This window comes from Amycolatopsis anabasis, assembly GCF_009765355.1.
In the GTDB taxonomy this organism is placed as follows: Bacteria; Actinomycetota; Actinomycetes; order Mycobacteriales; family Pseudonocardiaceae; genus Amycolatopsis; species Amycolatopsis anabasis.
Genome location: NZ_VTHK01000017.1, coordinates 103,579 through 127,204 on the forward strand (window position 1 = coordinate 103,579; position 23,626 = coordinate 127,204).

General features: G+C 70.2%; 20 protein-coding genes. 14 read left to right on the forward strand and 6 right to left on the reverse strand.

Going from position 1 to position 23,626, the window contains the following annotated elements:
• Positions 1–132: 132 nt before the first annotated feature.
• From gatC to FXO23_RS22945, 4 genes are read left to right on the forward strand one after another with little or no spacing between them, the layout of a single operon-like run.
• Positions 133–432, forward strand: coding sequence for an Asp-tRNA(Asn)/Glu-tRNA(Gln) amidotransferase subunit GatC (gatC, locus tag FXO23_RS22930; RefSeq protein ID WP_158887455.1), 300 nt, complete (start codon positions 133–135; stop codon positions 430–432).
• On the forward strand, positions 429–1,949 hold the full coding sequence (gene gatA / locus FXO23_RS22935; RefSeq protein ID WP_158887456.1) for an Asp-tRNA(Asn)/Glu-tRNA(Gln) amidotransferase subunit GatA: 1,521 nt from the start codon (positions 429–431) through the stop codon (positions 1,947–1,949). Before gatC ends, gatA begins: the two co-directional genes overlap by 4 nt.
• Positions 1,946–3,451, forward strand: coding sequence for an Asp-tRNA(Asn)/Glu-tRNA(Gln) amidotransferase subunit GatB (gene gatB, locus FXO23_RS22940; protein ID WP_158887457.1), 1,506 nt, complete (start codon positions 1,946–1,948; stop codon positions 3,449–3,451). Before gatA ends, gatB begins: the two co-directional genes overlap by 4 nt.
• Positions 3,452–3,961 (forward strand): hypothetical protein, encoded by a 510-nt coding sequence (locus FXO23_RS22945; protein WP_158887458.1) that lies wholly within the window; start codon positions 3,452–3,454, stop codon positions 3,959–3,961. It begins immediately after the preceding gene.
• Positions 3,962–3,975: 14 nt separating this feature from the next.
• Here FXO23_RS22945 and FXO23_RS22950 read toward each other — a convergent pair whose 3' ends face one another.
• The 3 genes from FXO23_RS22950 to FXO23_RS22960 form a co-directional block, all read right to left on the reverse strand.
• Positions 3,976–5,307, reverse strand: a complete 1,332-nt coding sequence (locus tag FXO23_RS22950) for a lanthionine synthetase C family protein (RefSeq protein ID WP_158887459.1) — start codon at positions 5,305–5,307, stop codon at positions 3,976–3,978.
• Positions 5,304–8,390 (reverse strand): lantibiotic dehydratase, encoded by a 3,087-nt coding sequence (locus FXO23_RS22955; RefSeq protein ID WP_158887460.1) that lies wholly within the window; start codon positions 8,388–8,390, stop codon positions 5,304–5,306. Before FXO23_RS22955 ends, FXO23_RS22950 begins: the two co-directional genes overlap by 4 nt.
• A gap of 86 nt (positions 8,391–8,476) precedes the next feature.
• On the reverse strand, positions 8,477–8,629 hold the full coding sequence (locus FXO23_RS22960) for a hypothetical protein (protein ID WP_158887461.1): 153 nt from the start codon (positions 8,627–8,629) through the stop codon (positions 8,477–8,479).
• Positions 8,630–9,138: 509 nt separating this feature from the next.
• Between FXO23_RS22960 and FXO23_RS22965 the strand changes: the two genes are divergently transcribed.
• The 4 genes from FXO23_RS22965 to FXO23_RS22980 all read left to right on the forward strand — a co-directional run bounded on the left by FXO23_RS22965 (position 9,139) and on the right by FXO23_RS22980 (position 13,106).
• The gene (locus FXO23_RS22965) at positions 9,139–10,239 is read left to right on the forward strand and encodes a Gfo/Idh/MocA family protein (protein ID WP_246257680.1); all 1,101 of its coding nucleotides are present in this window, start codon (positions 9,139–9,141) and stop codon (positions 10,237–10,239) included.
• A complete protein-coding gene (locus FXO23_RS22970; protein ID WP_158887462.1) occupies positions 10,236–11,153 on the forward strand; it encodes a DUF6807 domain-containing protein in 918 nt (305 codons plus the stop codon). Before FXO23_RS22965 ends, FXO23_RS22970 begins: the two co-directional genes overlap by 4 nt.
• Positions 11,153–11,893 (forward strand): cupin domain-containing protein, encoded by a 741-nt coding sequence (locus tag FXO23_RS22975; protein WP_158887463.1) that lies wholly within the window; start codon positions 11,153–11,155, stop codon positions 11,891–11,893. The genes FXO23_RS22970 and FXO23_RS22975 overlap by 1 nt, the downstream gene beginning before the upstream one ends.
• Before the next feature lie 61 nt (positions 11,894–11,954).
• Positions 11,955–13,106: a Gfo/Idh/MocA family protein gene (locus FXO23_RS22980; protein ID WP_158887464.1), complete on the forward strand. Its 1,152-nt coding sequence runs from the start codon at positions 11,955–11,957 to the stop codon at positions 13,104–13,106.
• A gap of 95 nt (positions 13,107–13,201) precedes the next feature.
• On the opposite strand, the gene FXO23_RS22985 is transcribed toward FXO23_RS22980, so the two are convergent.
• Complete coding sequence (locus tag FXO23_RS22985) at positions 13,202–14,398, reverse strand: PQQ-dependent sugar dehydrogenase (protein ID WP_158887465.1); 1,197 nt, start codon at positions 14,396–14,398, stop codon at positions 13,202–13,204.
• Between the two features lie 71 nt (positions 14,399–14,469).
• Between FXO23_RS22985 and FXO23_RS22990 the strand changes: the two genes are divergently transcribed.
• Complete coding sequence (locus FXO23_RS22990) at positions 14,470–15,384, forward strand: 2-hydroxyacid dehydrogenase (protein WP_179956848.1); 915 nt, start codon at positions 14,470–14,472, stop codon at positions 15,382–15,384.
• A gap of 246 nt (positions 15,385–15,630) precedes the next feature.
• A complete protein-coding gene (locus tag FXO23_RS22995; protein ID WP_246257682.1) occupies positions 15,631–16,263 on the forward strand; it encodes a DoxX family protein in 633 nt (210 codons plus the stop codon).
• 71 nt (positions 16,264–16,334) lie between these two features.
• On the opposite strand, the gene ilvD is transcribed toward FXO23_RS22995, so the two are convergent.
• Both ilvD and FXO23_RS23005 read right to left on the reverse strand, forming a co-directional pair.
• Entirely contained in the window at positions 16,335–18,179 is a 1,845-nt protein-coding gene (gene ilvD / locus FXO23_RS23000) for a dihydroxy-acid dehydratase (RefSeq protein WP_158887468.1), read from the reverse strand.
• Positions 18,180–18,309: 130 nt separating this feature from the next.
• Positions 18,310–18,792 carry a PH domain-containing protein gene (locus tag FXO23_RS23005; protein WP_158887469.1) on the reverse strand — a complete coding sequence of 161 codons (483 nt, stop codon included), beginning with the start codon at positions 18,790–18,792 and terminating at the stop codon, positions 18,310–18,312.
• A gap of 333 nt (positions 18,793–19,125) precedes the next feature.
• Here FXO23_RS23005 and FXO23_RS23010 point away from each other — a divergent pair, with 333 nt between their 5' ends.
• The 4 genes from FXO23_RS23010 (at position 19,126) to FXO23_RS23025 (ending at position 23,586) form a co-directional block, all read left to right on the forward strand.
• A complete protein-coding gene (locus tag FXO23_RS23010; RefSeq protein WP_158887470.1) occupies positions 19,126–20,976 on the forward strand; it encodes an acetolactate synthase large subunit in 1,851 nt (616 codons plus the stop codon).
• The gene (gene ilvN / locus FXO23_RS23015) at positions 20,973–21,479 is read left to right on the forward strand and encodes an acetolactate synthase small subunit (RefSeq protein ID WP_158887471.1); all 507 of its coding nucleotides are present in this window, start codon (positions 20,973–20,975) and stop codon (positions 21,477–21,479) included. Before FXO23_RS23010 ends, ilvN begins: the two co-directional genes overlap by 4 nt.
• 47 nt (positions 21,480–21,526) lie before the next feature.
• Positions 21,527–22,540, forward strand: a complete 1,014-nt coding sequence (ilvC, locus tag FXO23_RS23020) for a ketol-acid reductoisomerase (RefSeq protein WP_158887472.1) — start codon at positions 21,527–21,529, stop codon at positions 22,538–22,540.
• Between the two features lie 200 nt (positions 22,541–22,740).
• Complete coding sequence (locus FXO23_RS23025; protein WP_158887473.1) at positions 22,741–23,586, forward strand: S1 family peptidase; 846 nt, start codon at positions 22,741–22,743, stop codon at positions 23,584–23,586.
• The last annotated feature ends 40 nt before the right edge of the window (positions 23,587–23,626 follow it).

The following is a 23,626-nucleotide window of genomic DNA, read 5'->3' on the forward strand; positions in this document are numbered from 1 at the left end:
AGCTAACCCGATCCGCCGTCCGCCTAGCGAGATCCCCGGCCGACCCGTAACCCAGTCGAGACGACGCCGTCGTCCGCCATAGACTTGCTGCTCGAACACCCGTCCGACCAGCACACCCCGGGAGTCACCCGCGTGCCCAACATATCCCGCGACGAGGTCGCGCACCTTGCCAAACTGGCCAGGCTGGCCGTCACCGACGAGGAACTCGACGTCTTCGCCGGCCAGCTCGACCAGATCCTGGACGCGGTGGCCAAGGTCGGCGAGGTCGCCGAAGCGGACATCCCGCCGACCTCGCACGCCGTGCCGCTGACCAACGTTTTCCGCGACGACGTGGTCCGGCCGGGGTTGACCCAGCAGCAGGCGCTCGCCGGGGCGCCCGCCGCCGAGGAAGGCCGCTTCCGGGTGCCGCGGATCCTGGGGGAGGAACAATGACCGATGTCACCAAGCTGACCGCGGCCGAGCTCGCCGAGAAGATCCACCGCCGGGAGCTGTCCTCGGTCGAGGTCACCCAGGCCCATCTGGACCGGATCGCCGAGGTCGACGACTTCGTGCACGCGTTCCTGCACGTGGACACCGAGGGCGCGCTCGCCGCCGCGCAGGCCGTGGACGACGGCCTCGCCGCCGGTCAGGCGCCCGCGTCCGCGCTCGCCGGGGTCCCGCTCGCGCTCAAGGACGTGCTGACCACCAAGGGCATCCCGACCACCTGCGGTTCCCGCACCCTCGAGGGCTGGCTGCCGCCGTACGACGCCACGGTCACCCGCAAACTGCGCGAAGCGGGCGTGGTGATCCTGGGCAAGACCAATATGGACGAGTTCGCGATGGGCTCCTCCACGGAGAACTCCGCGTTCGGCCCGACCCACAACCCGTGGGACCACGCCCGGATCCCCGGCGGTTCCGGCGGCGGGTCCTCGGCCTCGATCGCCGCGTTCGAGGCGCCGCTGGCCATCGGCACCGACACCGGCGGCTCGATCCGCCAGCCCGGCGCGGTGACCGGCACGGTCGGCGTGAAGCCCACCTACGGCGGCGTTTCCCGGTACGGCCTGGTGGCCTTCTCGTCCTCGCTCGACCAGGCGGGCCCGTGCACCCGCACGGTGCTCGACGCGGCCCTGCTGCACGAGGTGATCGCCGGGCACGATCCGCTCGACTCGACCTCGATCGACGCCCCGGTGCCGCCGGTGGTCGCCGCCGCCCGCGAGGGCGCTTCGGGCGACCTGAAGGGCGTCCGCGTCGGCGTGGTCAAGGAGTTCGGCGGCGACGGCTACCAGCCCGGCGTGCTGCGCTCGTTCGAGGCGGCCGTCGAGCAGTTGCGCGCGCTCGGCGCCGAGGTGGTCGAGGTGTCCTGCCCGCACTTCACCTACGCGCTGCCCGCGTACTACCTGATCGCGCCGAGCGAATGCTCGTCGAACCTGGCCCGGTTCGACGCGATGCGCTACGGCCTGCGGGTGTCCGACGACGGCGCGCACAGCGCCGAGGAGGTCATGTCGCTCACCCGCGAGGCCGGGTTCGGCCCCGAGGTGAAGCGGCGGATCATGCTCGGCACCTACGCGCTGTCCTCGGGTTACTACGACGCCTACTACGGTTCGGCGCAGAAGGTCCGCACGCTGATCACCCGCGATTTCGCGCAGGCCTTCGAAAAGGTCGACGTGCTGGTCTCGCCGACCACGCCGACCACCGCGTTCAAGATCGGCGAGCGGGTCGACGACCCGATGGCCATGTACCTCGCGGACCTGTGCACCATCCCGTCGAACCTGGCCGGGAACGCCGCCATGAGTGTCCCGAGTGGACTGTCCGATGAGGACGGACTGCCGGTCGGGCTGCAGATCATGGCCCCGGCGCTGGCCGACGACCGGCTCTACCGGGTCGGTGCGGCCTACGAGGCCGCGCGCAACGCCGCCGCGGGCGGTTCGCTGGTGCACCGGGTACCGGAGCTGAAGGGAGCGGGGAAGTGACCGCGGTGGCTGAGCTGATGGACTACGCCGACGTCATCGAGCGCTTCGACCCGGTGCTCGGGCTCGAGGTGCACGTCGAGCTGAACACGAACACCAAGATGTTCTGCGGCTGCCCGAACCAGTTCGGCGGCGAGCCCAACACGCACGTCTGTCCGACCTGCCTGGGGCTGCCCGGTTCGCTGCCGGTGGTCAACGGCAAGGCCGTGGAGGGCGCGATCCGCATCGGCCTGGCGCTGAACTGCGAGATCGCCCAGTGGTGCCGGTTCGCCCGGAAGAACTACTTCTACCCGGACATGCCGAAGAACTTCCAGACCTCGCAGTACGACGAGCCGATCGCGTTCAACGGCTACCTGGACGTGACGCTGGACGACGGCGAGGTCGTGCGCGTGGAGATCGAGCGCGCGCACATGGAGGAGGACACCGGCAAGTCGCTGCACGTCGGCGGCGCGACCGGTCGCATCCACGGCGCCGAGCACTCGCTGCTGGACTACAACCGCGCCGGGGTGCCGCTGATCGAGATCGTCACCAAACCGATCACCGGCACCGGTGAGCGCGCGCCCGAGGTGGCCCGCGCGTACGTGACCGCGCTGCGCGATCTGCTGCGCGCGCTGAACGTGTCGGACGTGCGCATGGACCAGGGTTCGCTGCGCTGCGACGCGAACGTGTCGCTGATGGCGAAGGACGCGAGCGAGTTCGGCACCCGCACCGAGACCAAGAACGTCAACTCGCTGCGCAGCGTGGAACGCGCGGTGCGCTACGAGATGACCCGGCAGGCCGCGGTGCTCGCCGGGGGCGGCACGGTCACCCAGGAGACCCGGCACTTCCAGGAGGCCGACGGCACCACGTCGTCCGGCCGCACCAAGGAAACCGCCGAGGACTACCGGTACTTCCCGGAGCCGGACCTGGTGCCGATCGCCCCGAGCCGCGAGTGGGTCGAGGAGCTGCGCGGGACCCTGCCGGAGATGCCTTCGGAACGCCGCAAGCGCATCCAGGCCGAGTGGGAACTCTCCGACGAGGAACTGCGCGACCTGTTCAACACCGGCGCGGTCGAGCTGGTGCAGTCCACCGTGGACGCCGGGGCGAAGCCGGACGAGGCGCGCGGCTGGTGGGTGAACTTCCTTTCCCAGGAAGCCAACTCCCGCGAGGTGGAGTTGGCCGAGCTGGCCATCACCCCCGCGCAGGTGGCCCGGGTCATCGCGCTGATCAACTCCGGCGAGCTGACCAACAAGCTCGCCCGCGAGGTCGTGCGCGGCGTGCTCGGCGGTGAGGGCGAACCGGACGAGGTGGTCGAGCAGCGCGGCCTGAAGGTGGTCTCCGACGACTCGGCGCTGCTCGCCGCGGTTGACGAGGCGCTCGCCGCGAACCCGGACATCGCCGACAAGATCCGCGGCGGCAAGGTCCAGGCCGCGGGCAAGATCGTCGGGGACGTCATGAAGGCGACCAAGGGCCAGGCCGACGCCAAACGCGTGCGGGAACTGGTCCTGGAACGAGTCGGCGCCTAAGTGTCCTTCTCGTTCCGACAGGTCAGCTGGCGCGAGTGGTCCGGCCTCGCCGCCGGGCTGCTCGCGTTCGCGGCCACCTTCCTCCCGTGGACGGTGCTCAGCGCGACGAACTCCGAGACCGCGGGCGACCTGCGCGACGCACCGGCGAGCGATCTGGCCCGCAACGCCTGGAACTCGACGTTCTTCGGCTGGTTCCCGCCCATCCTGCTGCTGCTCGCCGGGCTGGTCGTGGTGGTGTTCGGCCAGCTCCGGAAGGTCCGGTCCAGCGGGCTCCCCCAGCTGTGGCTGGTCGCCGCCGCGGTCGCGCTGCTGTTGGTGGTGCTCGGCTGGCTGTTCATCGAGCTGCAGTTCGACGACGACCAGCGCGAGATCTTCAAGATCGCCGGGGTCGCGATCAACGCCGGTTTCGGCCGCTACCTCGGCATCCTCGCCGCACTGGGCTCCCTGGTCTGCGCGATCCTGGACACCCGCGCCGCCCGGGCCGAACGCCTGAACCCCCGGCGCCGTTGACCCGTCGCAGCCGGTCAGCTCAACAGGAGGAACGAATCCCATTCCGTGCCGGATGGATTGGTTTCCCGGTCGGCGAAGCTGGCCAGGGCGAGCGCGATTCCCGCCGCGCCCTGCAGCAAGCCGGGCGAATCCAGGAAGAACGGCTCGGACCGATGAGTGATGTGGTGCTGGAATCCGAACGGCGCCGCGGGAGAATAACTTCCGATGATTCGGTCCGCGAGATCGTCCACGCATTTCCGCAACGCGGGGTCGGGGTGATCGGCGGCAGCGCGCAACGCGATCATGAGCAGCCCGGTTTCCCCGTGGCAGATCGTGGGACCTTCCAGGTCGGCCCGCGACCAGGGACGCGCGAAGATTCCGCGTAACGCGTCCACCGCGAGGGCCGACAAACCGGCGTCGCCGAGCGCCTGACCGGCCAGCTGAATCGCCCGGGCCACCCCGGCCGTGCCGTAACACCACGCGGCCCTGGTGGGCAGCGGCTCGATGCCGGACCGGCCGGCCTGCTCGGCGAAACTGACCCGCTGCGGCCACATCGGGCCGAACTCGTCTTCCCTTACCCAGCCCAGCAACCATTCGACGATCCGCCGCATCGCCTCCGCCGAGCCCGCCACCCGGTAACCCTTGCGCTCGGCGATCGCGAGCAAGGCGAGCGGCCCGGCGATACCGTGTGCGAGCCCGAGGTTGAAATCGCCTCGCGGGTACCGCGACCGGTCGTCGGGATCGGCGTACTGGCTCGGCGCGGACCACCACCCGGGAACCTCCGCGCCGTACACCGTCACCGGCCGGGTCAACGCGACCAGGAATCGCAGCGCGGCCCGCAATGCCGTCCGGCATCGCTCGTAGCCGAGATCGGTGAGCGCCACCAGCATCCGCGCTTTTCCGGCCAGCCCGGTCACCACGTCGTAATTCACCCAAGGGCCATTCGTGCCCTGCCGGTCGAGATTCTCTTCGCAGGTTCTCGTCAGCGAATCGCAGATCTCGGCGAGGGAAAGGGACGCCTTTTCCAGCAAACCGGAAAACCCGCCGTCGCTCGTCCGGTGCAGCACGGCCGCGGGAACCAGTTCGACGATTCCACCGCGGCTGGCCCGGGCCGCACCGGCGGACGTGTCGACGGCGGCCGCGAGGTGAGCGCGGGTGGCCGTCGCCCAGGAACGGTCGTGCCTGGACAGCACCGCGTGCAGCAGGGCGATCCCGGGATGACCGAGCAGCAGCGAGGCCGGGTCCCAGGCCGGTTGCCCGGGAACCCGCGGGGCGTTCGCCGCCACGCGGCCGACGGCTTCGGGGGGCCGTAGCCGTTCACCCAGTTCGACCGCGAGGTGGCGCGCCCGATCCCGCGGGTCGTTCACCGGCCGTGCCGATCGCGGTCCACGCGCAGGCCGAGCGCACCGTGGAGCAACGCGTACACCGCGCGTTCGGCGGCGCGATCCGGCCCGAACAACCGGTTGCAGTGCATATGCGCGAGGCTCATGCCGATGCGGTGACGCTCGACCGAGCCGCAACCCGACCGGGACAACGCGGCCGCGTATTCCCGGACGACCTCGTCCCGGCGCTCCCACGTCGAGCGCACCTGGCTCTGCCCGAAGAGGCTCCCCTCGGCGCGCACGAGCCCGTCCGGGGTGATCAGCTCGGCCAGCGCCTCCCGCCTGTCCCAGGAGATCTCGCGACGCTCGTCCACCGGCAGCACCGCCTCGAGCCAGCCGATCAGCTCGGGCACCCCGGCGAACCGGATCAGCAGGGCCAGCGCGCTGAGCGCGGCGATCGATTCGGCGGTGTCGCTCGATCGCGGCAACGGCGTCAACGCCAGGGCGAGTTCGCTGTCGGCGTGGAAGACCTGCTCCGCCTCGGTCAGCAGGTCCTCGCCGCCGTAACGTTCCACTTCCGGTTCGTAGCTGCCGAGTTCGAAGCGGTTCAGCAAACCGGCCTCCCGGAGCCCGCTCGCCCAGTCGTGCAGCCGGGACAGCAGTGCCGACCACAGGAATTCCGTTTTCCCGTGGAACCGGAGTCGCAGGTGCGCGTCCGGATCCGCGTATCGAACGAAGAACCACCGGTCCACCGCCGAACCGGCGGCTCGTTCTTCCCCGAGCAACCGGCCGAGATGCTCCCGGACCATTCGTTCCACGGAGTCGTCTTTCGCGTACAACTTCACGTACAACCACTCGCCGCCCGGCAGGTGGACGAGATCGGCCGTCCGCCGCACGGCGGCGACCGGCTGCGCCGGTTTCTCCGGGGAAGGCCGGTTTCCCAGCAGCTGGAAGACGACCTCGTTGGCGTGCCCGCCGCGGGGCCCGCGCAACCAGCCCGCACCGGACTGCCGCGGGACTTCCTGCAGGTACAGCCGGGGGTTCTTCCGCAGCTCCTGGCGAAACACTTCGACGTGCAGGGGATCGTCGAGGTCCACCGGCACCCGGTTGTCCGCGGTGGTCAGCCGGACCTGACGGGCGACGCCCGATCGTTCCCGCCAGGCGTGCACCTGGCGTCGCCAGTCGTCCGGACTCCGCACGGCGTCGACCATCGCCCGGCTGGGCAGCCAGCTGGCCGACGCGAGGACCGTTCTGCCGTGGCGAATTCTCGGGCGGTACGGCGCGTTCGCCCACGAGCCCCACTGCCACGGCTGGCAGCGCGGCAGGGTTTGTTCGCCCAGCTCCAGCAGGAAGCGCGCCGTCGGGGGCACATGGCCGGTGCGCGGGTTGACCATCGAACACAGCACCGGCACGACGTGGTCGCCGGTCGCGGTGTCCACCAGGTAGAGCCGCTCGACGGTGCCGCCGACAGCGAGGTCGCGCAGCCGCACGTCCTCGGTCCCGCGCGCGGCGGGGCCGTGCCCGAGCGGGATGCGCACCGGTAGCCACTGCGGAATCGACGCCACGTTGGCCGATCTCGGCGCTCGCGGGCGGAAGGCGACCTGCGCCGCGACCGCCCCGTGGGTGGACACGGCGGCGGTGGCGAGCCGCCTCAGCGCGTCCTGCTCCGCCGGGAACAGGTGCGCGAACCGCGAGACGGTCGCTCCGGCCGAGGGTGACGCGAAGTACTCCGCGACGATCAAGCGGAAATCGCCGGCGCACAGGTCCTGCCAGCTTTCGGCGACGACCTCGGTGCACAGCTCCGCGGAAACCGGGTAACGGGCCTCCTCCGGCGCCGCGGAAAGCCGCTCGAGGTCGGCATCGCTCAGCAGGATCTCGTCACCACCCTGCTTCAGGTGGTCCATCACCAGCTCGCCGAGGAAGAGATCCCGGTCCGGCCGGTCGTCCGGTCGTCCCCGGGGGCCGAGGTCCTGACCGAGGTACTCCGGTGGCAGACCGAGCCCCCGGTCACCGTCGAGCAACTCCAGCACCGGAACGACGCGTTCGGTGCCGTAGCGCTCCAGAAACCGCTCGTGGTAACCCGGCAACCAGCGCGGCCCCTCGGCAACACCGAGTAGCGCCAGGGTGTGGGCGGCACGTTCCGCTTCCCGGGCGAGTTCCGCGGGAAGCGTGAGGTCGAGATCGAGCCGCACATCGGTCTGCACCAGGTTCTCCGCCTCGCACAACGACCGCATCCGCTTCCACACGGCGGACATGATCGGCTGCCGCTGCCCGGCGGGACTGCCGTCGAACTCGTTCAGGCCGCGCCGCACCTCCCGCAGTTCTTCGAACAGCGGATGAGCCGCGCGTCGCCGATCGGCGAGGAGGTGACCGAGCGGATCGGTGCAGTCCGGGGGCGGCTCGGTATCCGTGATCAGGAACCGCGCCGCGACGAGTTGCCGCAGCACCGGTTCGAGCGCCGTGCCCTGGTCGACGGCGAACCTGGCGCGCAGCTGGTCGAGCAGCCGGGACCACCGGATCGGTTCCGCCGCCGCCCGCAGCACCTCGCGGACCAGCGGGGTGAACCGGACCGAGGTGTCCAGCCGGCGCTCACCGCGTTCGTCGTAACGTTCCGGCAGAACGAGCCGCCCGTCGCGGACGAGGTGCACCGCGTTGGCGACCACGACGGCGTTCGCCAGCACGTCGGCATCGGTGCGCAGGGGTTCGAGCACGGTGTCCAGCCAGCCCGCGTCCGGCCGGCTGACCGAGCGGTGCTCAGTCCCGAAGCGCACCGACGGGTGGTCTCCGATGCGAGCCAGGGCGACCCCGGCGAACAGCCCGAACGGCGTCGGCCGGCCGTTCCTGCGCAGGTGGTACTTGGTCAACGCGAGCGTGGCGCGGCGCAGCACCTTGGACTTGACCGGCTCGCCGCGGAGCACCTTGGACACCACCCGCGCCAGGCTCGGGCTGGCGTGCTCCACCGCCTCGACCAGGGCCTCGTCTTCGGCGAGCCGCCGGAATCGGTTTTCCCACCATTCGTCGTCGAAGGCGGGAACCGCATCCGCGTCCGGGGCCACCTCCTCGGCTTGCCGCACGCCCAGGGGAACGCGGACGAGTGCCACGTCGGCGCATCGGAAGGTCGGCTCCACGCACACTCCACTCGGTCGCGACGGCTGCTCGCTGGAACGCCGTGCGGGAAGGGGAGTCCCTCCCCGCACGGCGTCGTCATACGGACTCAGCAGGCTCGGGTGGGCGGGTTACAGATCGCAGCACACGTGAGCGTGATGCTGGCGGCCCCCAGGAACTGCTGCTCCTGCTCCACAACGACGACTTCCAGATCGAGGTCGAGATCCTCGACCGCAAGCGTTTCCAGCGTGCCAACTGACATGGAAAACAAATCCTTTCGCAGTCAATACTTCAGGATTTCCAGGAACAACAAAAAGCAGGCAAGGCATGCTTCGACAACGCCCTGACTCGTTGGCCCCACTTCGAAATCAATGGGTGAGTGTGGACCCTGATCATCGCCACCCAGCCCGCGGAGTTCCGACTATAGCGCCATGATCGGGTCGGGTCCCGTCGCAGTGCGACTGCCTCGAGTGCGTCACCGGTGTGCAACCGCGGAAATTCAGCGGTTGCACACCGGCACCGCTGAACGTTCGAATTGTACCCGGCTCCTCTCGTTTTCCGGCAGTTGTCAAAAGGGAGTCCGCTCCGACTGGTCTGCCCCCTCGCGACAGTGCGGCCCCGGACCAGGCGCGTGGCGAGGGTTGACACCGGTCGCGGGCGCTCCTTACCGTGCGAGTGAGAAAGCGCTTTCCAGAACCCGCGTCGGGGTGGGGAGACGGGCATGCGGATCATCGGGGCGCTGGCGCGAGTCCCTCGTCGGGGGGTGCGTGCGTGACAGCGGGAAAGCGCTTCCGGGTGGCCGTCGTGGGCACGGGCGGCATCGCGGCCAGCCATCTGAACGCCTACCGGGCGCACGCCGACGAGGTCGAGGTGGTCGCCGCCGCCGACCTCGACGAGGGCCGGCTCGCGGACTTCCGGGCCGAGGCGGGCGGCATCCCCGGCTACCGGGACCTCGCGGAGATGCTCGCCGATCAGCGCCCGGATCTCGTGTCGATCTGCACTCCGCCGGGGCTGCACGTCGAGCAGGCCCGGGCCGTGCTGGGCAGCGGCGCGTGGGCGTGGTGCGAGAAACCGCCGTGCCTGTCCCTGGCCGGGTACGACGAGATCGTCGCGGCCGAATCGCCGGGCGGTCCGTACGCGGCCTTCGTGTTCCAGCAGCGGTTCGGCTCGGGCGCCGGGCATCTGCGGCGGCTGCTGGCCGCGGGCGAACTCGGCAGGCCGCTGGTCGCGCACTGCCAGACCACCTGGTTCCGGGACGCCGAGTACTACGCGGTGCCGTGGCGCGGGAAGTGGGCGACCGAGGGCGGCGGCCCCGCGATGGGCCACGGGATCCACCAGATGGACCTGCTGCTGCACCTGCTCGGCGACTGGGCCGAGGTGCGCGCGATGGCCGGGCGGCTGGTGCACGACGTGGAAACCGAGGACGTGTCCACCGCGCTGGTCCGGTTCGCCTCCGGCGCGCTGGCCACCGTGGTGAACAGCGTGCTCTCGCCGCACGAGGTGAGCCGGATCCGGCTGGACTGCGCGGACGCCACGGTCGAGCTGACCCATCTCTACGGCTACCGCAACGACGACTTCGTCTACACCCCCGCACCGCACGTCGAGGACGAGCCGCGCGTGCGGGCGTGGCGGGAGCCCGCTACGGACGAGAAAAGCTCGCACGCCGCGCAGTTGACGAACCTGCTCGCGGACCTGCGCACCGGCACGCGCCCGGAGTGCGGCGGCGCCGACGGTCGCCGGGTGCTGGAGTTCATCGCCGCGCTGTACAAATCGGCGTTCACCGGATTGCCCGTGCTCGCGGGCGAGATCACCCGGGACGACCCGTTCTACGCGCGGATGCACGGCGGCCTGAAGGAGGGAATCGTCCCGTGAGCGAGCCGATCACCGTCACCCACCGGCACGGCGAGCGGATCACCGTGGAATCCGGCGGCGTCGAACTTCTGTCCTATGTGTACAAACCGGATCCGGTGGCGTACGAGGCGCGCAAACCCTACGCGCATCCGCTGCGCACGCTGTCGGGCAATCTGGTGAGCGGGTACCGGCCGCACGACCACCGCTGGCACAAGGGCATCCAGATGACCGCCAGCCACCTGTCCGGCCAGAACTTCTGGGGCGGGCACACCTACGTGCCCGGTGCCTGGTACCAGGACCTGCCCGGCCGGATCGGCTCGATGCGGCACGACGGGTTCGCCGAGTTCACCGTCGAAGAAGACCGGCTGGCCTTCCGCGAACTGCTGACCTGGATCGAGAACGGCGGCGCGGAGTGGGCGAGCGAGCGCCGCGACCTCGTGGTGCATTCGGTCGACGCCGAGGAAGGCGCCTGGGCGCTGGACTGGGCGATCGAGCTGACCAACGTGCGCGGCGAGCCGCTGGTCTTCGGCAGCCCGACCGCCGAAGGCCGGGAACTGGCCGGGTACACCGGCCTGCACTGGCGCGGCCCGCGCGATTTCGGCGGTGGCGAGATCCTCGCGCCGGACGGGCGGGGCGGCGAGGAGATGATGGGGCGGCAGGCCCCGTGGCTGGCCTTCGTCGGCGAGCACGACGGCGTCGACGCGCATGCCACGCTGATCTTCGCGCACGCGCCGGAGAACGCGGACGCGATCCACGAGTCGCACTGGTTCGTGCGGTCGCACGGCACCCCGACCGTCGCCTTCTCCTGGGCGTTCTTCGAGGAGTTCGCATTGGCGCCCGGCGCGAGTTTCGCCTACCGGTACCGGGTGGTGGTCGCGGACGGCGCGTGGGATCGGGAGCGGATCGAGCGGTATCTCAAAGCGCTGGAGTGGTGATGAGCGACTTCCCCTTGCCCGGAGCCATCGGCGTCTCGCAGGTGCGGGCCTACGAATGGGCGGCCGAGGACGGGGTCTGCGGCGGCAGCCCGCACGTGCACCTGGCGTGCACCGAGGCGTATGTGGTGACCGGCGGGCACGGTGCGGTGCAGACGCTCAGCGGGGACGGCTACGAGCAGACCGAACTGGAGGCCGGGGTCGTCGCCTGGTTCTCGCCGGGCACCGTGCACCGCATGGTGCAGCAGCGGGATCTGCGGGTCACCGTGCTGATGCAGAACAGCGGCCTGCCCGAGGCGGGCGACGCGGTGTTCACCTTCCCGCCCGAGGTGCTCGCCGATCCGGCCGCCTACGCCGCGGCGGCCACCCTGCCCGATCCGGACGATCCGGGTGCCGAGGCGGCCGCGCGGCGGCGCCGGGATCTGGCGGTCCGGGGCTTTCTCGACCTGCGTGCGGCGCTGCTCGAGGGGGATTACGGGCCGCTGCGCGAGTTCCACCGCGCGGCCGCCGCACTCGTCGCGCCGAAGGTTCCCGGCTGGGAGCCCCGCTGGCGCGCGGGCGCGCTGGCCGCGGCCGAACGGACCGGCGAGCAGCTGAAAGCCTTGGCGGACGGCGATTTCTCGTATCTCGCCGCCTCCGGTGTGCGGATGACTACCCCGTCGCGGCGGGGCGGCTACGGCATGTGCGGCCGCCGCGACGAGTACCGGATCGACGGCGTCACGCCGCCGTACCGCGGCGGGTAGCCACCACGCGTCCGAAGTGGACAGTCGCGGTGGAAATCCGGAACGAGAAAGGGATACCCCGATGAGCCTGGGCGTGGTGTTGAACGGAGTCACCGGCCGGATGGGTTACCGCCAGCACCTGGTGCGTTCCGTGCTGGCGATCCGGGAGCAGGGCGGGGTGGCCCTGCCCGGCGGCGAACGGGTGGCGCTCGAACCGATCCTGGTGGGCCGGAACCCCGCGAAGCTGAAGGAGATCGCCGACCGGCACGGGATCGACCGGTGGACGACCGACCTCGATACCGCGTTGTCCGAGGATTCCGCGAGCGTGTATTTCGACGCGCAGATCACCTCGGCCCGGGAGAAGGCGGTCCGGGCCGCACTGGCCGCGGGCAAGCACGTGTACGCGGAGAAACCGGTCGCGGAGTCGGTGCCGGACGCGCTCGCGCTCGCCCGGCTGGCCGAGGACGCGGGCGTGCGGCACGGGGTGGTGCACGACAAGCTGTTCCTGCCCGGCCTGCGCAAACTGCGTCGGCTGGTGGACAGCGGGTTCTTCGGCCGGATCCTGTCGGTCCGCGGGGAGTTCGGCTACTGGGTGTTCGAGGGCGACCACCAGTCCGCGCAGCGGCCGAGCTGGAACTACCGCGCCGAGGACGGCGGCGGGATCGTGCTGGACATGTTCTGCCACTGGAACTACGTGCTGGAGAACCTCTTCGGCCGGGTGCGCGCGGTGACGGCGAAGGCGGTCACGCACATCCCCGAACGCTGGGACGAGCACGGCGAGCGGTACGCCGCGACCGCGGACGACGCGGCGTACGGGATCTTCGAACTGGACGGGGACGTGATCGCCCAGATCAACTCGTCCTGGGCGGTGCGGGTCAACCGGGACGAGCTGGTCGAGTTCCAGGTCGACGGCACCGAGGGCAGCGCGGTCGCCGGGCTCCGCGGCTGCCGCGTGCAGCACCGGTCGATGACCCCGAAACCGGTGTGGAACCCGGATCTCCCGGCGACCGAGGCGTTCCGCGCGCAGTGGGCGGAGGTGCCGGACAACGCGGAGTTCGGCAACGGTTTCCAGGCGCAGTGGGAGGAGTTCCTGCGGGACGTGCTCGCCGGGCGGCCGCACCGGTACGACTTCTTCGCCGGGGCGCGCGGCCTGCGCCTGGCCGAAGCGGGCCTGGAGTCGTCCCGTTCCGGCCGCCGCGTCGAACTCCCCGCCCCGCTGCCCCCGGAGTCGTGAGCAGTTCTTCCATGAGGGGACCCCTCCAGACAAATTTCGTCTGGAGGGGTCCCCTCATGGAAGTCCGAGGCCACGGCCCGCGAGCGCTGGCTGCGCTAGTCCTTGCCGATGCCGCCGCCGGTGATCGGTTTCAGCGCGACCAGCACCACCCGGTCGTCGCTGGACACCGGCGTGCCGCCGTCCTTGTTGACCGTGGAAGCGAACGCGTAGTTCTGGTCGATCGCGTCCATCCCGCTCAACCGGCCGTAGTTCGAGTCCTTCAACGCGGTGCTCGGCTTGCCGCCCACCGCGCCGTCCGGGGTGATCGGCAGGATCTGCAGGTGGGCCGCCGTGGTGGCCACGTCGATCGCGTTGCCCGAGTCCGCGCAACCGCCGACCCCGGGCTTGTCCGGCCAGGTCCACGCCGGGACCGACAGCGAAGCGCCGAGCTGGATCCGGTGCACCACATCTTTGTCCGGGGTGCGGTCGGTGACCCACAACCGGGCCCCGTCGCCGGATTTGCACAGGCCGCCGGGGGAGTGCAGGCCGGTCGCCACCACCGCGGACTCGGGCTGCGGGTTGCCCTTGGCCGGCTGGCCACCGGGGTCGATGCGCAGAACCTTCCCGGCGAGCGAGCCCTTCTCCGCGGCGGCCGAGGGATTCCCGGCGTCGCCGGTGGCCACCAGCAGGGCGCCCTTGCCGTCCGGCATGATCGCGCCGCGGTTGCCGGTGGCGCCCTTGGGGATGCCGGTCAGGATCGGTTTGGGCGGCTGGCCCTTGGCGAGGCGGACCACCCGGTTGTCGCTCGCCGTGGTCACGTACGCGAAGACGAGCTGGTCCTCGGGGTAGCTCGGGGAGAGCGCGAGCCCGGTGAGCCCGCCGTCCCCGGCCGCGTCGACGTCCAGCTTGGCCAGTTCGTCCGGATCGGTGTTCGCCGCGACCCGCAGCACGCGGCCGCTCTTGCGTTCGGCGGCCAGCGCGTTCGGCGGGGCCGAGCCGTCGGTGGGCAGTGCGGCGACCGCGGACACCGTGTCCAGGCAGGTTTCCACCACGGCCTTGTCGAAATCGGTGCATCCTTGCGGGGGCGGGATGGGCGTCGGCGACGTCCGGGGGCCGGGCTGGCCGTCGCCCGAGCCGCCGTTGACCTCGGGCAGATCCGGACGCGGACCGGCTTTCGGGGTCATTTCGGGCGCGGGCGCGAAGGTCTGACCGGCCGCCCGCTCCTCGAAATCGGCGCAGGCGGACAGCAGCAGCGCGCCGGCGGCCGCGAGGGCCAGCGGCCACCGCGGGGTCCTGCCGTTCCGGATGCGCACGGTCTGGAAGCCTAGGTGTCGTCTCGTGAACCTGTGGTAAGCGGTCCCGAACAACGATTACGGTGGTGATCATGACCATAACCGTGCTCGTGCCCGACGACGACGGTGTGACCGCGCTGGGTGAGCTGAGCGGTGTGCGTGCGGTGCGTTACGAATGGGGCGAGCCCCTGCCACCGGAGGCGGCCGAGGCCGAGGTGCTGATCCCGGGGTTCCACCCGGCCGCGGAGAGCCAGGAGGTTCTCGCGGGGCTGCCGAACCTCAAGCTGATCCAGCTGCTGGCCGCGGGCGCGGAGGACTGGATCGGCACGCTGCCCGACGGGATCCTGCTGTCCACCTGCCGCGGCGCGCACGGGGGCAGTACCGCGGAATGGGTGGTCGCGATGCTGCTTTCGGTGTATCGCGAGCTCAGCGGGTTCGCGGCCGATCAGGAGGCCCACCGGTGGCGGCGCCACACCACGGACACCCTGCAGGACAAGCGGGTCCTGATCGTCGGGGCCGGGGATCTCGGCCACCAGCTGCGCCGGCGGCTGCTGCCGTTCGACACCAAGGTCACCCTGGTGGGCCTGACCGCGCGGGAGGGCGTGCACGGCGTCGAGGAGTTGCCGGAGCTGCTCGGCACGCACGACGCGGTCGCCCTGATGGTGCCGCTGACCTCGCGGACCCAGGGCATGGTGGACGCCAAGTTCCTCGCCGCGATGCCGGACGGCGCGGTGCTGGTCAACGTGTCCCGGGGCCGCGTGGTGGACACCGACGCGCTGCTCGCGGAGCTGACCGCGCGCCGCCTGCGCGCGGCGCTGGACGTCACCGACCCCGAACCGCTGCCACCGGACCACCCGCTGTGGTCCGCGCCGGGGCTGATCATCACCCCGCACGTGGCCGGGGCGGCGCGCGGCCTGCAGCGGCGCTCCTACGCGGTGGCCGCGGCCGAGATCGCCCTCTACGCGAGCGGAGAACTGCCGAACAACCTGGTGCACGGGGAGTACTGACCAAAACGTCTGAAAGACAGGAGCACCTGCGGACTCGCACCGGGGAACTCGCCGGCCGAAGGCCCCGCTATCGCGGCGGCAGGGCGCCCAACAGCGAAAAGTGAGCGTGGCAGGTCAAGTAGCGCCCTGTCGACGCGATCGCGGAGCGAGTTCTCAGAAAGACACTGACCGGGGTTAATGCCCGGATTGGTGACCGTTCACCGATTCGTCCTCCCGCATTCGGGCGAGATCGCCTACTCTGCGCGCGTGACCACTCACGACGATGAGTACGCAAGCACGGGCCAGTTCGACAGTTCCGGCTACTCCACGAGTACCGGAAACGCCCCGACCAGCACCTTGTCCGACACCAGCGACGAGGCCCGGGACTCCGGGTCCCGCTGGCACGGCGGCGCCGACCTCGGCCTGCTGGTCGTGCGCGTCGTGGTCGGCGTGATCATGGCCGGGCACGGGGCGCAGAAGCTGTTCGGCTGGTTCGACGGCCCCGGCATCGGCCCGACCGCCCAGGGACTCGCCTCGATGGGCTACACGAGCCAGACCACCCTGCTGGCCTGGGTCACCGCGCTCACCGAGACCGGCGGCGGGTTGCTGCTGATCCTGGGCTTGTTCACCCCGCTCGGCGCCGCCGCGATCCTCGGGGTGATGGGCAACATCCTCTACCTGAAGGCCAAGACCGGCTTCTTCATGGGCATGGAGATGGGCACGGGCTTCGAATACGAGCTCCTGATCGCCGCGGTCGCCTTCGCCCTGCTGTTCACCGGTCCGGGCCGGATCTCGATCGACGTGAACACCCCGTGGCGTCGCAAACCGGTGGGCTTCGGCTTCGCCGGTCTCCTCCTCGCCGCCGCCGCTTCCCTCGTCGTGATCCTCGTCTTCCGCTAGGCCACCGATGTCATGAGGGGACCCCTCCGGACGTATTTTGTCCGGAGGGGTCCCCTCATGACAGTTCGGGATTACCGGGAGGGGTCGCGGACGGCTCCGGTGTCGGCGGAGGTGGCCATCCGGGCGTAGGCGCGCAGCGCGGCGGTGATCGGGCGTTGCCGTTCCGCCGGTTGCCACGGGCGCTCGCTCGCCTCCATCTTCGCCCGCCGCTCGGCCAGGACGTCCGCGTCGACGAGCAGTTCCAGGCGGCGCTCGTGCACGTCGAGCAGGATCTGGTCGCCGTCCTGGACCAGCCCGATCGTGCCGCCCGCGGCGGCTTCCGGGGAGATGTGGCCGACCGAGATCCCGGACGATCCGCCGGAGAACCGGCCGTCGGTGATCAGCGCGCATTTCTTGCCGAGTCCCGAGCCCTTGAGGAACGCGGTCGGGTGCAGCATTTCCTGCATTCCGGGACCACCGGCCGGACCCTCGTAGCGAATGACCAGGACCTCGCCCGGCTGGATCTTCTTGCCGAGGATCGCCGAAACGGCTTCCTCCTGGCTTTCCAGCACGCGGGCCGGGCCCTGGAAATGCCACAGGGATTCGTCGATGCCCGCGGATTTGATCACCGCGCCGTTCTCGGCGAGGTTGCCCCGCAGGATCGCCAGCCCGCCGTCGGCGGTGTAGGCGTGCTCGAGATCACGGATGCAGCCGGAGGCGGCGTCGGTGTCCAGGGCGGACCAGCGGTTCGAGGTGGAGAAGGCTTCGGTGGTGCGGACCCCGCCCGGCGCCGCGTGGAACAACTCGATCGCCTCGGGGGAAGGCGACTCGGCGCGGATGTCCCAGGTGGACAGCCACTCGTCCAAAGTGGGCGCGTGCACCGCGTGGACGTCGGCGTTGAGCAGGCCACCGCGGTGCAGTTCGCCGAGGATGGCCGGGATGCCGCCGGCCCGGTGCACGTCCTCCATGTGGTAGTCCGAGTTCGGCGCCACCTTGGACAGGCACGGCACCCGGCGCCCGATCGCGTCGATGTCGTCGATCGTGAAGTCGATCTCGCCCTCCTGCGCGGCGGCGAGGATGTGCAGCACGGTGTTCGTCGAACCGCCCATGGCCATGTCCAGCGCCATCGCGTTCTCGAACGCCTTCTTGTTCGCGATCGAGCGCGGGAGCACGCTTTCGTCGTCCGCGCCGTACCACCGCTCGCACAGTTCGACGACCGTGCGGCCCGCGCCGGTGAACAGGTCGCGCCGGGCGGCATGCGTGGCCAGGGTCGATCCGTTGCCCGGGAGCGAGAGGCCGAGCGCCTCGGTGAGGCAGTTCATCGAGTTCGCGGTGAACATGCCCGAGCAGGAGCCGCAGGTCGGGCAGGCCGATCGCTCCACAATGGACAGACCCTCGTCGTCGATCGCGCTGTTCGCGGACGCGGCGATCGTGGTGATCAGATCGGTCGGCGCGTGCGCCACACCCTCGACCACGACGGCCTTCCCGGCCTCCATCGGCCCGCCGGAGACGAACACGGTCGGGATGTTCAGCCGCATCGCCGCGTTGAGCATGCCCGGGGTGATCTTGTCGCAGTTCGAGATGCACACCAGCGCGTCCGCCTGGTGCGCGTTGACCATGTACTCCACCGAGTCCGCGATGATCTCCCGCGAGGGCAGCGAGTAGAGCATTCCGCTGTGCCCCATGGCGATGCCGTCGTCCACCGCGATCGTGTGGAACTCGCGGGCCACGCCGCCCGCCTCCCGGACCGCCTCGGCCACGATCTCGCCGAGGTCCTTCAGGTGCACGTGCCCCGGCACGAACTGGGTGTAGGAGTTGGCGATCGCCACGATCGGCTTGCCGAAATCGCTGTCGGTCATCCCGGTGGCCCGCCACAGGGAACGGGCTCCGGCGGCGTTGCGGCCGTGGGTGGTCGTGCGGGAGCGCAGCGCGGGCATGACTCCTCCAAGGTGTTGCGCGCGAACGAATCGCGCGGGAAAGCTCGGGTGTTTCTCCTGCCGCAGGCGGTGGCCGGCGGCGCGGTGGTGGCGCCTGGTGGGCGCGGCACGCACGGCGATTACTGGCAGGCTACTCCTGCGGTTTGGGCTGCCCGTGGTTCTCGGTGGGCTGGTCCTCCGGCTCGATGTCGGCGGTCAGCCCGGACGGGTCCGCGATCAGTCCCTTGCTGACCAGGGAGAGCACCGGGATGTGCCGCGTGCGTACCGCGGGCAGCGCTACCTGGGTGTCGTCGGAGAGGACCGCGCGGACCTTCGCGCGCGGGGTCAGCGCGAGCCCCTTGAGCGCGGACCACGGCAGCTCGCGCTTGCCGAACACGGTGCGGACGCTCAGCCCGTCGACGGTGGCGACGGTGCGGGTCCGGGCGACGAAGACGATCAGCCCGAGCGGAACGAGGTAGAGCGCCTGCAGGCCGGGAATGCCGCCGAGAGCGACCGGGGTGATGCAGATGACCAGGAGCACGATGGCGATATACGCGGTTCCCGGGATTCGGAATACCGCTTTCCGGGCCTTGCTCGGCTGTTCCGGCTGCTCATACCGTTCTTTCTCCGCCACCCCATGATGGTGCACCGCGCGCCGCGACCGGGAGAAAGCGGGTCGTCCAACTATCGGAATGTCCAGTATGCGGAATCACGATCCCGCAGAGTTGACACCCTTGACGGCGACCGATTAACGTCTCACCCGTGACAGCACTGACCGGCCTCGTACTTCCCAAGCGCGTCGACGCTTAGGAAGACCCCGCTGCGTCGACGCGCGACCCTCGTGCGACCTTTCGGTCGGCGAGGGTTTTTTGTTGCCTAGAACCGACCGACAAACCGCGTAACCCGAACGAGTGAAGCCCCCGACCCCACAGTCCAGCAGCACCGAGACACCCACGAGGCAGAACCGATGACAAGCGCCACCTCGCGATCGGAGACGGCATCGGGGCCGAATGCCCCGGCGTCGCCCAGCCAGTCAGGAGCCCGCCCGAAGCCCGCGCCGCCGGCCGGTACCCCGGTAAGGGTCACCGGCGCGCAGTCGCTCGTGCGTTCGCTCGAGGCCGTCGGGGCCGAGGTCGTCTTCGGAATTCCGGGCGGGACCATCCTGCCCGCCTACGACCCGCTGCTCGATTCGACCAAGGTCCGGCACGTCCTGGTCCGCCACGAACAGGGCGCGGGGCACGCGGCCACCGGGTACGCCCAGGCCACCGGCAAGGTCGGCGTGTGCATGGCCACCTCCGGCCCCGGCGCGACGAACCTGGTCACCCCACTGGCCGACGCGAACATGGACTCGGTGCCGGTGGTCGCCATCACCGGCCAGCAGACCCGGGCGCTGATCGGCACCGACGCGTTCCAGGAAGCCGACATCTGCGGCATCACCATGCCGATCACCAAGCACAACTTCCTGGTGACCGATCCGGCCGACATCCCGCGCACCATCGCGGAGGCGTTCCACCTCGCCGCCTCCGGGCGGCCCGGCCCGGTCCTGGTCGACATCCCGAAGGACGTGCTGCAGGAAACCACCTCGTTCTCCTGGCCGCCGGAGATGCGCCTGCCCGGGTACCGCCCGACCCTGCGCCCGCACGGGAAGCAGGTCCGCGAGGCCGCGCGGCTCATCGCGAAGGCCAAGCGGCCGGTGCTCTACGTCGGCGGCGGCGTGCTCAAGGCGCAGGCTTCGAAGCAGCTGGCCGAACTGGCCGAGCTGACCGGCATCCCGGTGGTCACCACGCTGATGGCCCGCGGCGCGTTCCCCGATTCGCACCGCCAGCACCTGGGCATGCCCGGGATGCACGGTTCGGTCGCCGCGGTGGCCGCGATGCAGCGGTCCGATCTGCTGATCGCGCTCGGCGCGCGGTTCGACGACCGGGTGACCGGCCGGCTGGACTCGTTCGCCCCGGAGGCGACGGTCGTGCACGCCGATATCGACCCGGCCGAGATCTCCAAGAACCGCAAGGCGGACGTGCCGATCGTCGGGGACTGCGCGGAGATCATCGCCGAGCTGATCGCCGCGATCCGCGCCGACAACGACCGCCCGGACCTCGCCGACTGGTGGACCCAGCTCAACTCGTGGCGGGACACGTTCCCGGCCGGGTACGAGTGGCCCGACGACGGCACCCTGTCGCCGCAGTACGTGATCGAGCGGATCGGCCAGCTGGTCGGCCCGGACGCCGTGTACACCGCGGGCGTCGGCCAGCACCAGATGTGGGCCGCGCAGTTCATCAAGTACGAGAAGCCGGCCACCTGGATCAACTCCGGCGGCCTCGGGACCATGGGCTTCGCGGTGCCCGCGGCGATGGGCGCGAAGTTCGGCTGCCCGGACACGCCGGTGTGGGCGATCGACGGCGACGGCTGCTTCCAGATGACCAACCAGGAACTGGCGACCTGTGCCATCGAGGGCGCGCCGATCAAGGTCGCGGTGATCAACAACGGCAACCTGGGCATGGTCCGCCAGTGGCAGAACCTGTTCTACTCGGAGCGGTACTCGCAGACGGATCTGGGCACGCACAAGCACCGGATCCCGGACTTCACCCTGCTCGCCGAGGCGCTCGGCTGCGCCGGGCTGCGCTGCGAGAGCAAGGAAGAGGTCGACCGGGTCATCCGCCGCGCGATGGAGATCAACGACCGCCCCGTGGTGATCGATTTCGTGGTCGGCAAGGATGCCCAGGTGTGGCCGATGGTCGCGGCCGGGACCGGCAACGACGAGATCATGGCCGCGCGCGGCATCCGCCCGCTGTTCGACGACGACGAGGTGTCCCAGTGAGTACTCATACTTTGAGCGTTCTGGTGGAGAACGTCCCCGGTGTGCTCGCCCGGGTCGCCGGTCTGTTCTCCCGCCGCGGTTTCAACATCGAGTCCCTCGCCGTCGGGCCCACGGAGAACCCCGAGGTGTCCCGGATGACGATCGTGGTCGCCGTCGAAGAGCTACCGCTCGAGCAGGTGACCAAGCAGCTCAACAAGCTGGTCAACGTCATCAAGATCGTGGAACTCGAGAAGTCCACGGCCGTGCAGCGCGAACTGCTGCTGGTGAAGGTCCGGGCGGACGCCACGGTGCGCAGCCAGGTGCTGGAGACCGTGCAGCTCTTCCGGGCCAAGGTGGTGGACGTCTCGCCGGAGGCGCTGACCGTCGAAGCCACCGGTACGTCGGACAAGATCGGCGCGCTGCTGCGGATGCTGGAACCCTATGGCATCCGCGAGCTCGTGCAGTCCGGCATGGTCGCGGTGGGCCGGGGCGCCCGGTCGATCACCGCCACCGCACCACGCTGAAACCCCCAAGTTTTGCCGAATAAGTCAGGAAGGAAGTAACACCCCTCATGCCAGCGGAAATCTTCTACGACGATGACGCCGACCTCGGCCTGATCCAGGGGCGCAAGGTCGCGGTCATCGGGTACGGCAGCCAGGGTCACGCGCACGCGCTGAGCCTGCGCGACTCCGGGGTCGATGTCCGCATCGGGCTGCCCGAGGGGTCGAAGTCCCGGGCCAAGGCCGAGGAGGAAGGCCTGCGGGTGCTCACCCCCGCCGAGGCCGCCGCCGAGGCGGACCTGATCTCGATCCAGGCGCCCGACACCGTGCAGCGCACCGTGTACGCGAACGACATCGCGCCGAACCTCAAGCCCGGTGACGCGCTGTTCTTCAGCCACGGCTTCAACGTCCGCTACGGCTACATCACCCCGCCCGAGGGCGTGGACGTCGTGCTGGTCGCGCCGAAGGGACCGGGCCACCTGGTGCGCCGCCAGTTCGTGGACGGCAAGGGCGTGCCGAACCTGGTCGCGGTGGAGAAGGACGCTTCCGGCAACGCGCTCGCGCTCGGCCTGTCCTACTCCAAGGGCATCGGCGGCACCCGCGCGGGCACCATCAAGACGACCTTCACCGAGGAGACCGAGACCGACCTCTTCGGCGAGCAGGCCGTGCTGTGCGGTGGCACCTCGCACCTCATCCAGGCCGGTTTCGAGACCCTGGTCGAGGCGGGCTACCAGCCGGAGATCGCCTACTTCGAGGTGCTGCACGAGCTGAAGCTCATCGTCGACCTGATCTACGAAGGCGGGATCGCGCGGCAGCGGTACTCCTGCAGTGACACCGCCGAATACGGCGACCTGACCCGCGGCCCGCGCGTGATCACCGACCAGACCAAGGCGGAGATGAAGAAGATCCTGGGCGAGATCCAGGACGGCAGCTTCGCCAAGGAATGGGTGGCCGAGGACGACAACGGGCGGCCGAACTTCACCGCCCTGCGTCAGCAGGGCAAGGAGCACCCGATCGAGGAGGTCGGGGCGAAACTGCGCGGCCTGATGTCCTGGGTCGACCGGCCGATCACCGAAACGGCGTAACAAAGCCTATTTCTGCCAGCGGGGCTCGTGATTCGATCGCGGGCCCCGCTGCTTTTGTGGTAATTCGACCAGCGGTCACCCGGATGGGATCAGCCCGACTTTAGGCGGGTTCTTCCGAACACGCTCCGTCGATAGCGTATCGGCTGTGTGTCGCCTGTCGAGGGGCGATGCACCCGATCAGCTACAGGACAGGGGTGCGGATGTTCCGAAGAACTCTGGTGTGCCTGGCGATGGCGGTGGCGGCGGCGGGCTTCGCGGCGTCGCCGGTCTCGGCCGCCCAGCCCGGTGGGGTGCAGCCGAACATCGTCGGCGGGAAGCCCGCGGCCGAAGGCGCCTACCCGTTCATGGTGAGCGTGCAGGAGAAGGGCGCCCCGGGGAACGGCCGCGACCGGCACTTCTGCGGCGGCAGCCTGATCAGCCCGTGGGTGGTGCTGACCGCGGCGCACTGCGCGGCCGGCGCGAAACCGGAGTCGGTGCAGGTGGTCGTCGGCACCACGGTGCTCTCCAGCGACGCGGGGGAGAAACGCGACATCCAGCAGATCGCGGTGCACCCGAAGTACAAGTTCCCGAACTACGACGCGGCCGTGCTCATCCTCAAGCAGCCGGTGGCGAACGTGGATTCCCCGCTGCTGCCGACCGCGGGCACCGACGCGCTCGAGCGCCCCGGCACGACCTCGCGGGTGATCGGCTGGGGCAACACGATCGAGCAGTCACCGGGCAATCCGGGCAACGGCAACGTTTCCTACCCCGACCGGTTGCAGGAGGTCGACGTCCCGATCATTTCGCGGACCGAATGCCGGGTCTCGTACCCGGACACCAAGATCGACGACACGCTGGTCTGCGCCGGGGTCTCGCACAAGGATTCGTGCCAGGGCGACAGTGGCGGCCCGCTGATGGTCAAGGCGACCCTGGACGACGGCCGCAAGGCCTGGTTCCAGCTCGGTGTGGTGAGCGGCGGTGACGGCTGCGCCGCGACCGGGGCGCCCGGGTACTACAGCCGCCTGGGCAACGCGGAGATCAACAACTTCATCCGCCAGTTCGCCTGATTCTCTTCCGCGCCAACGGCCCGCCGGGAACGCGTCCCCG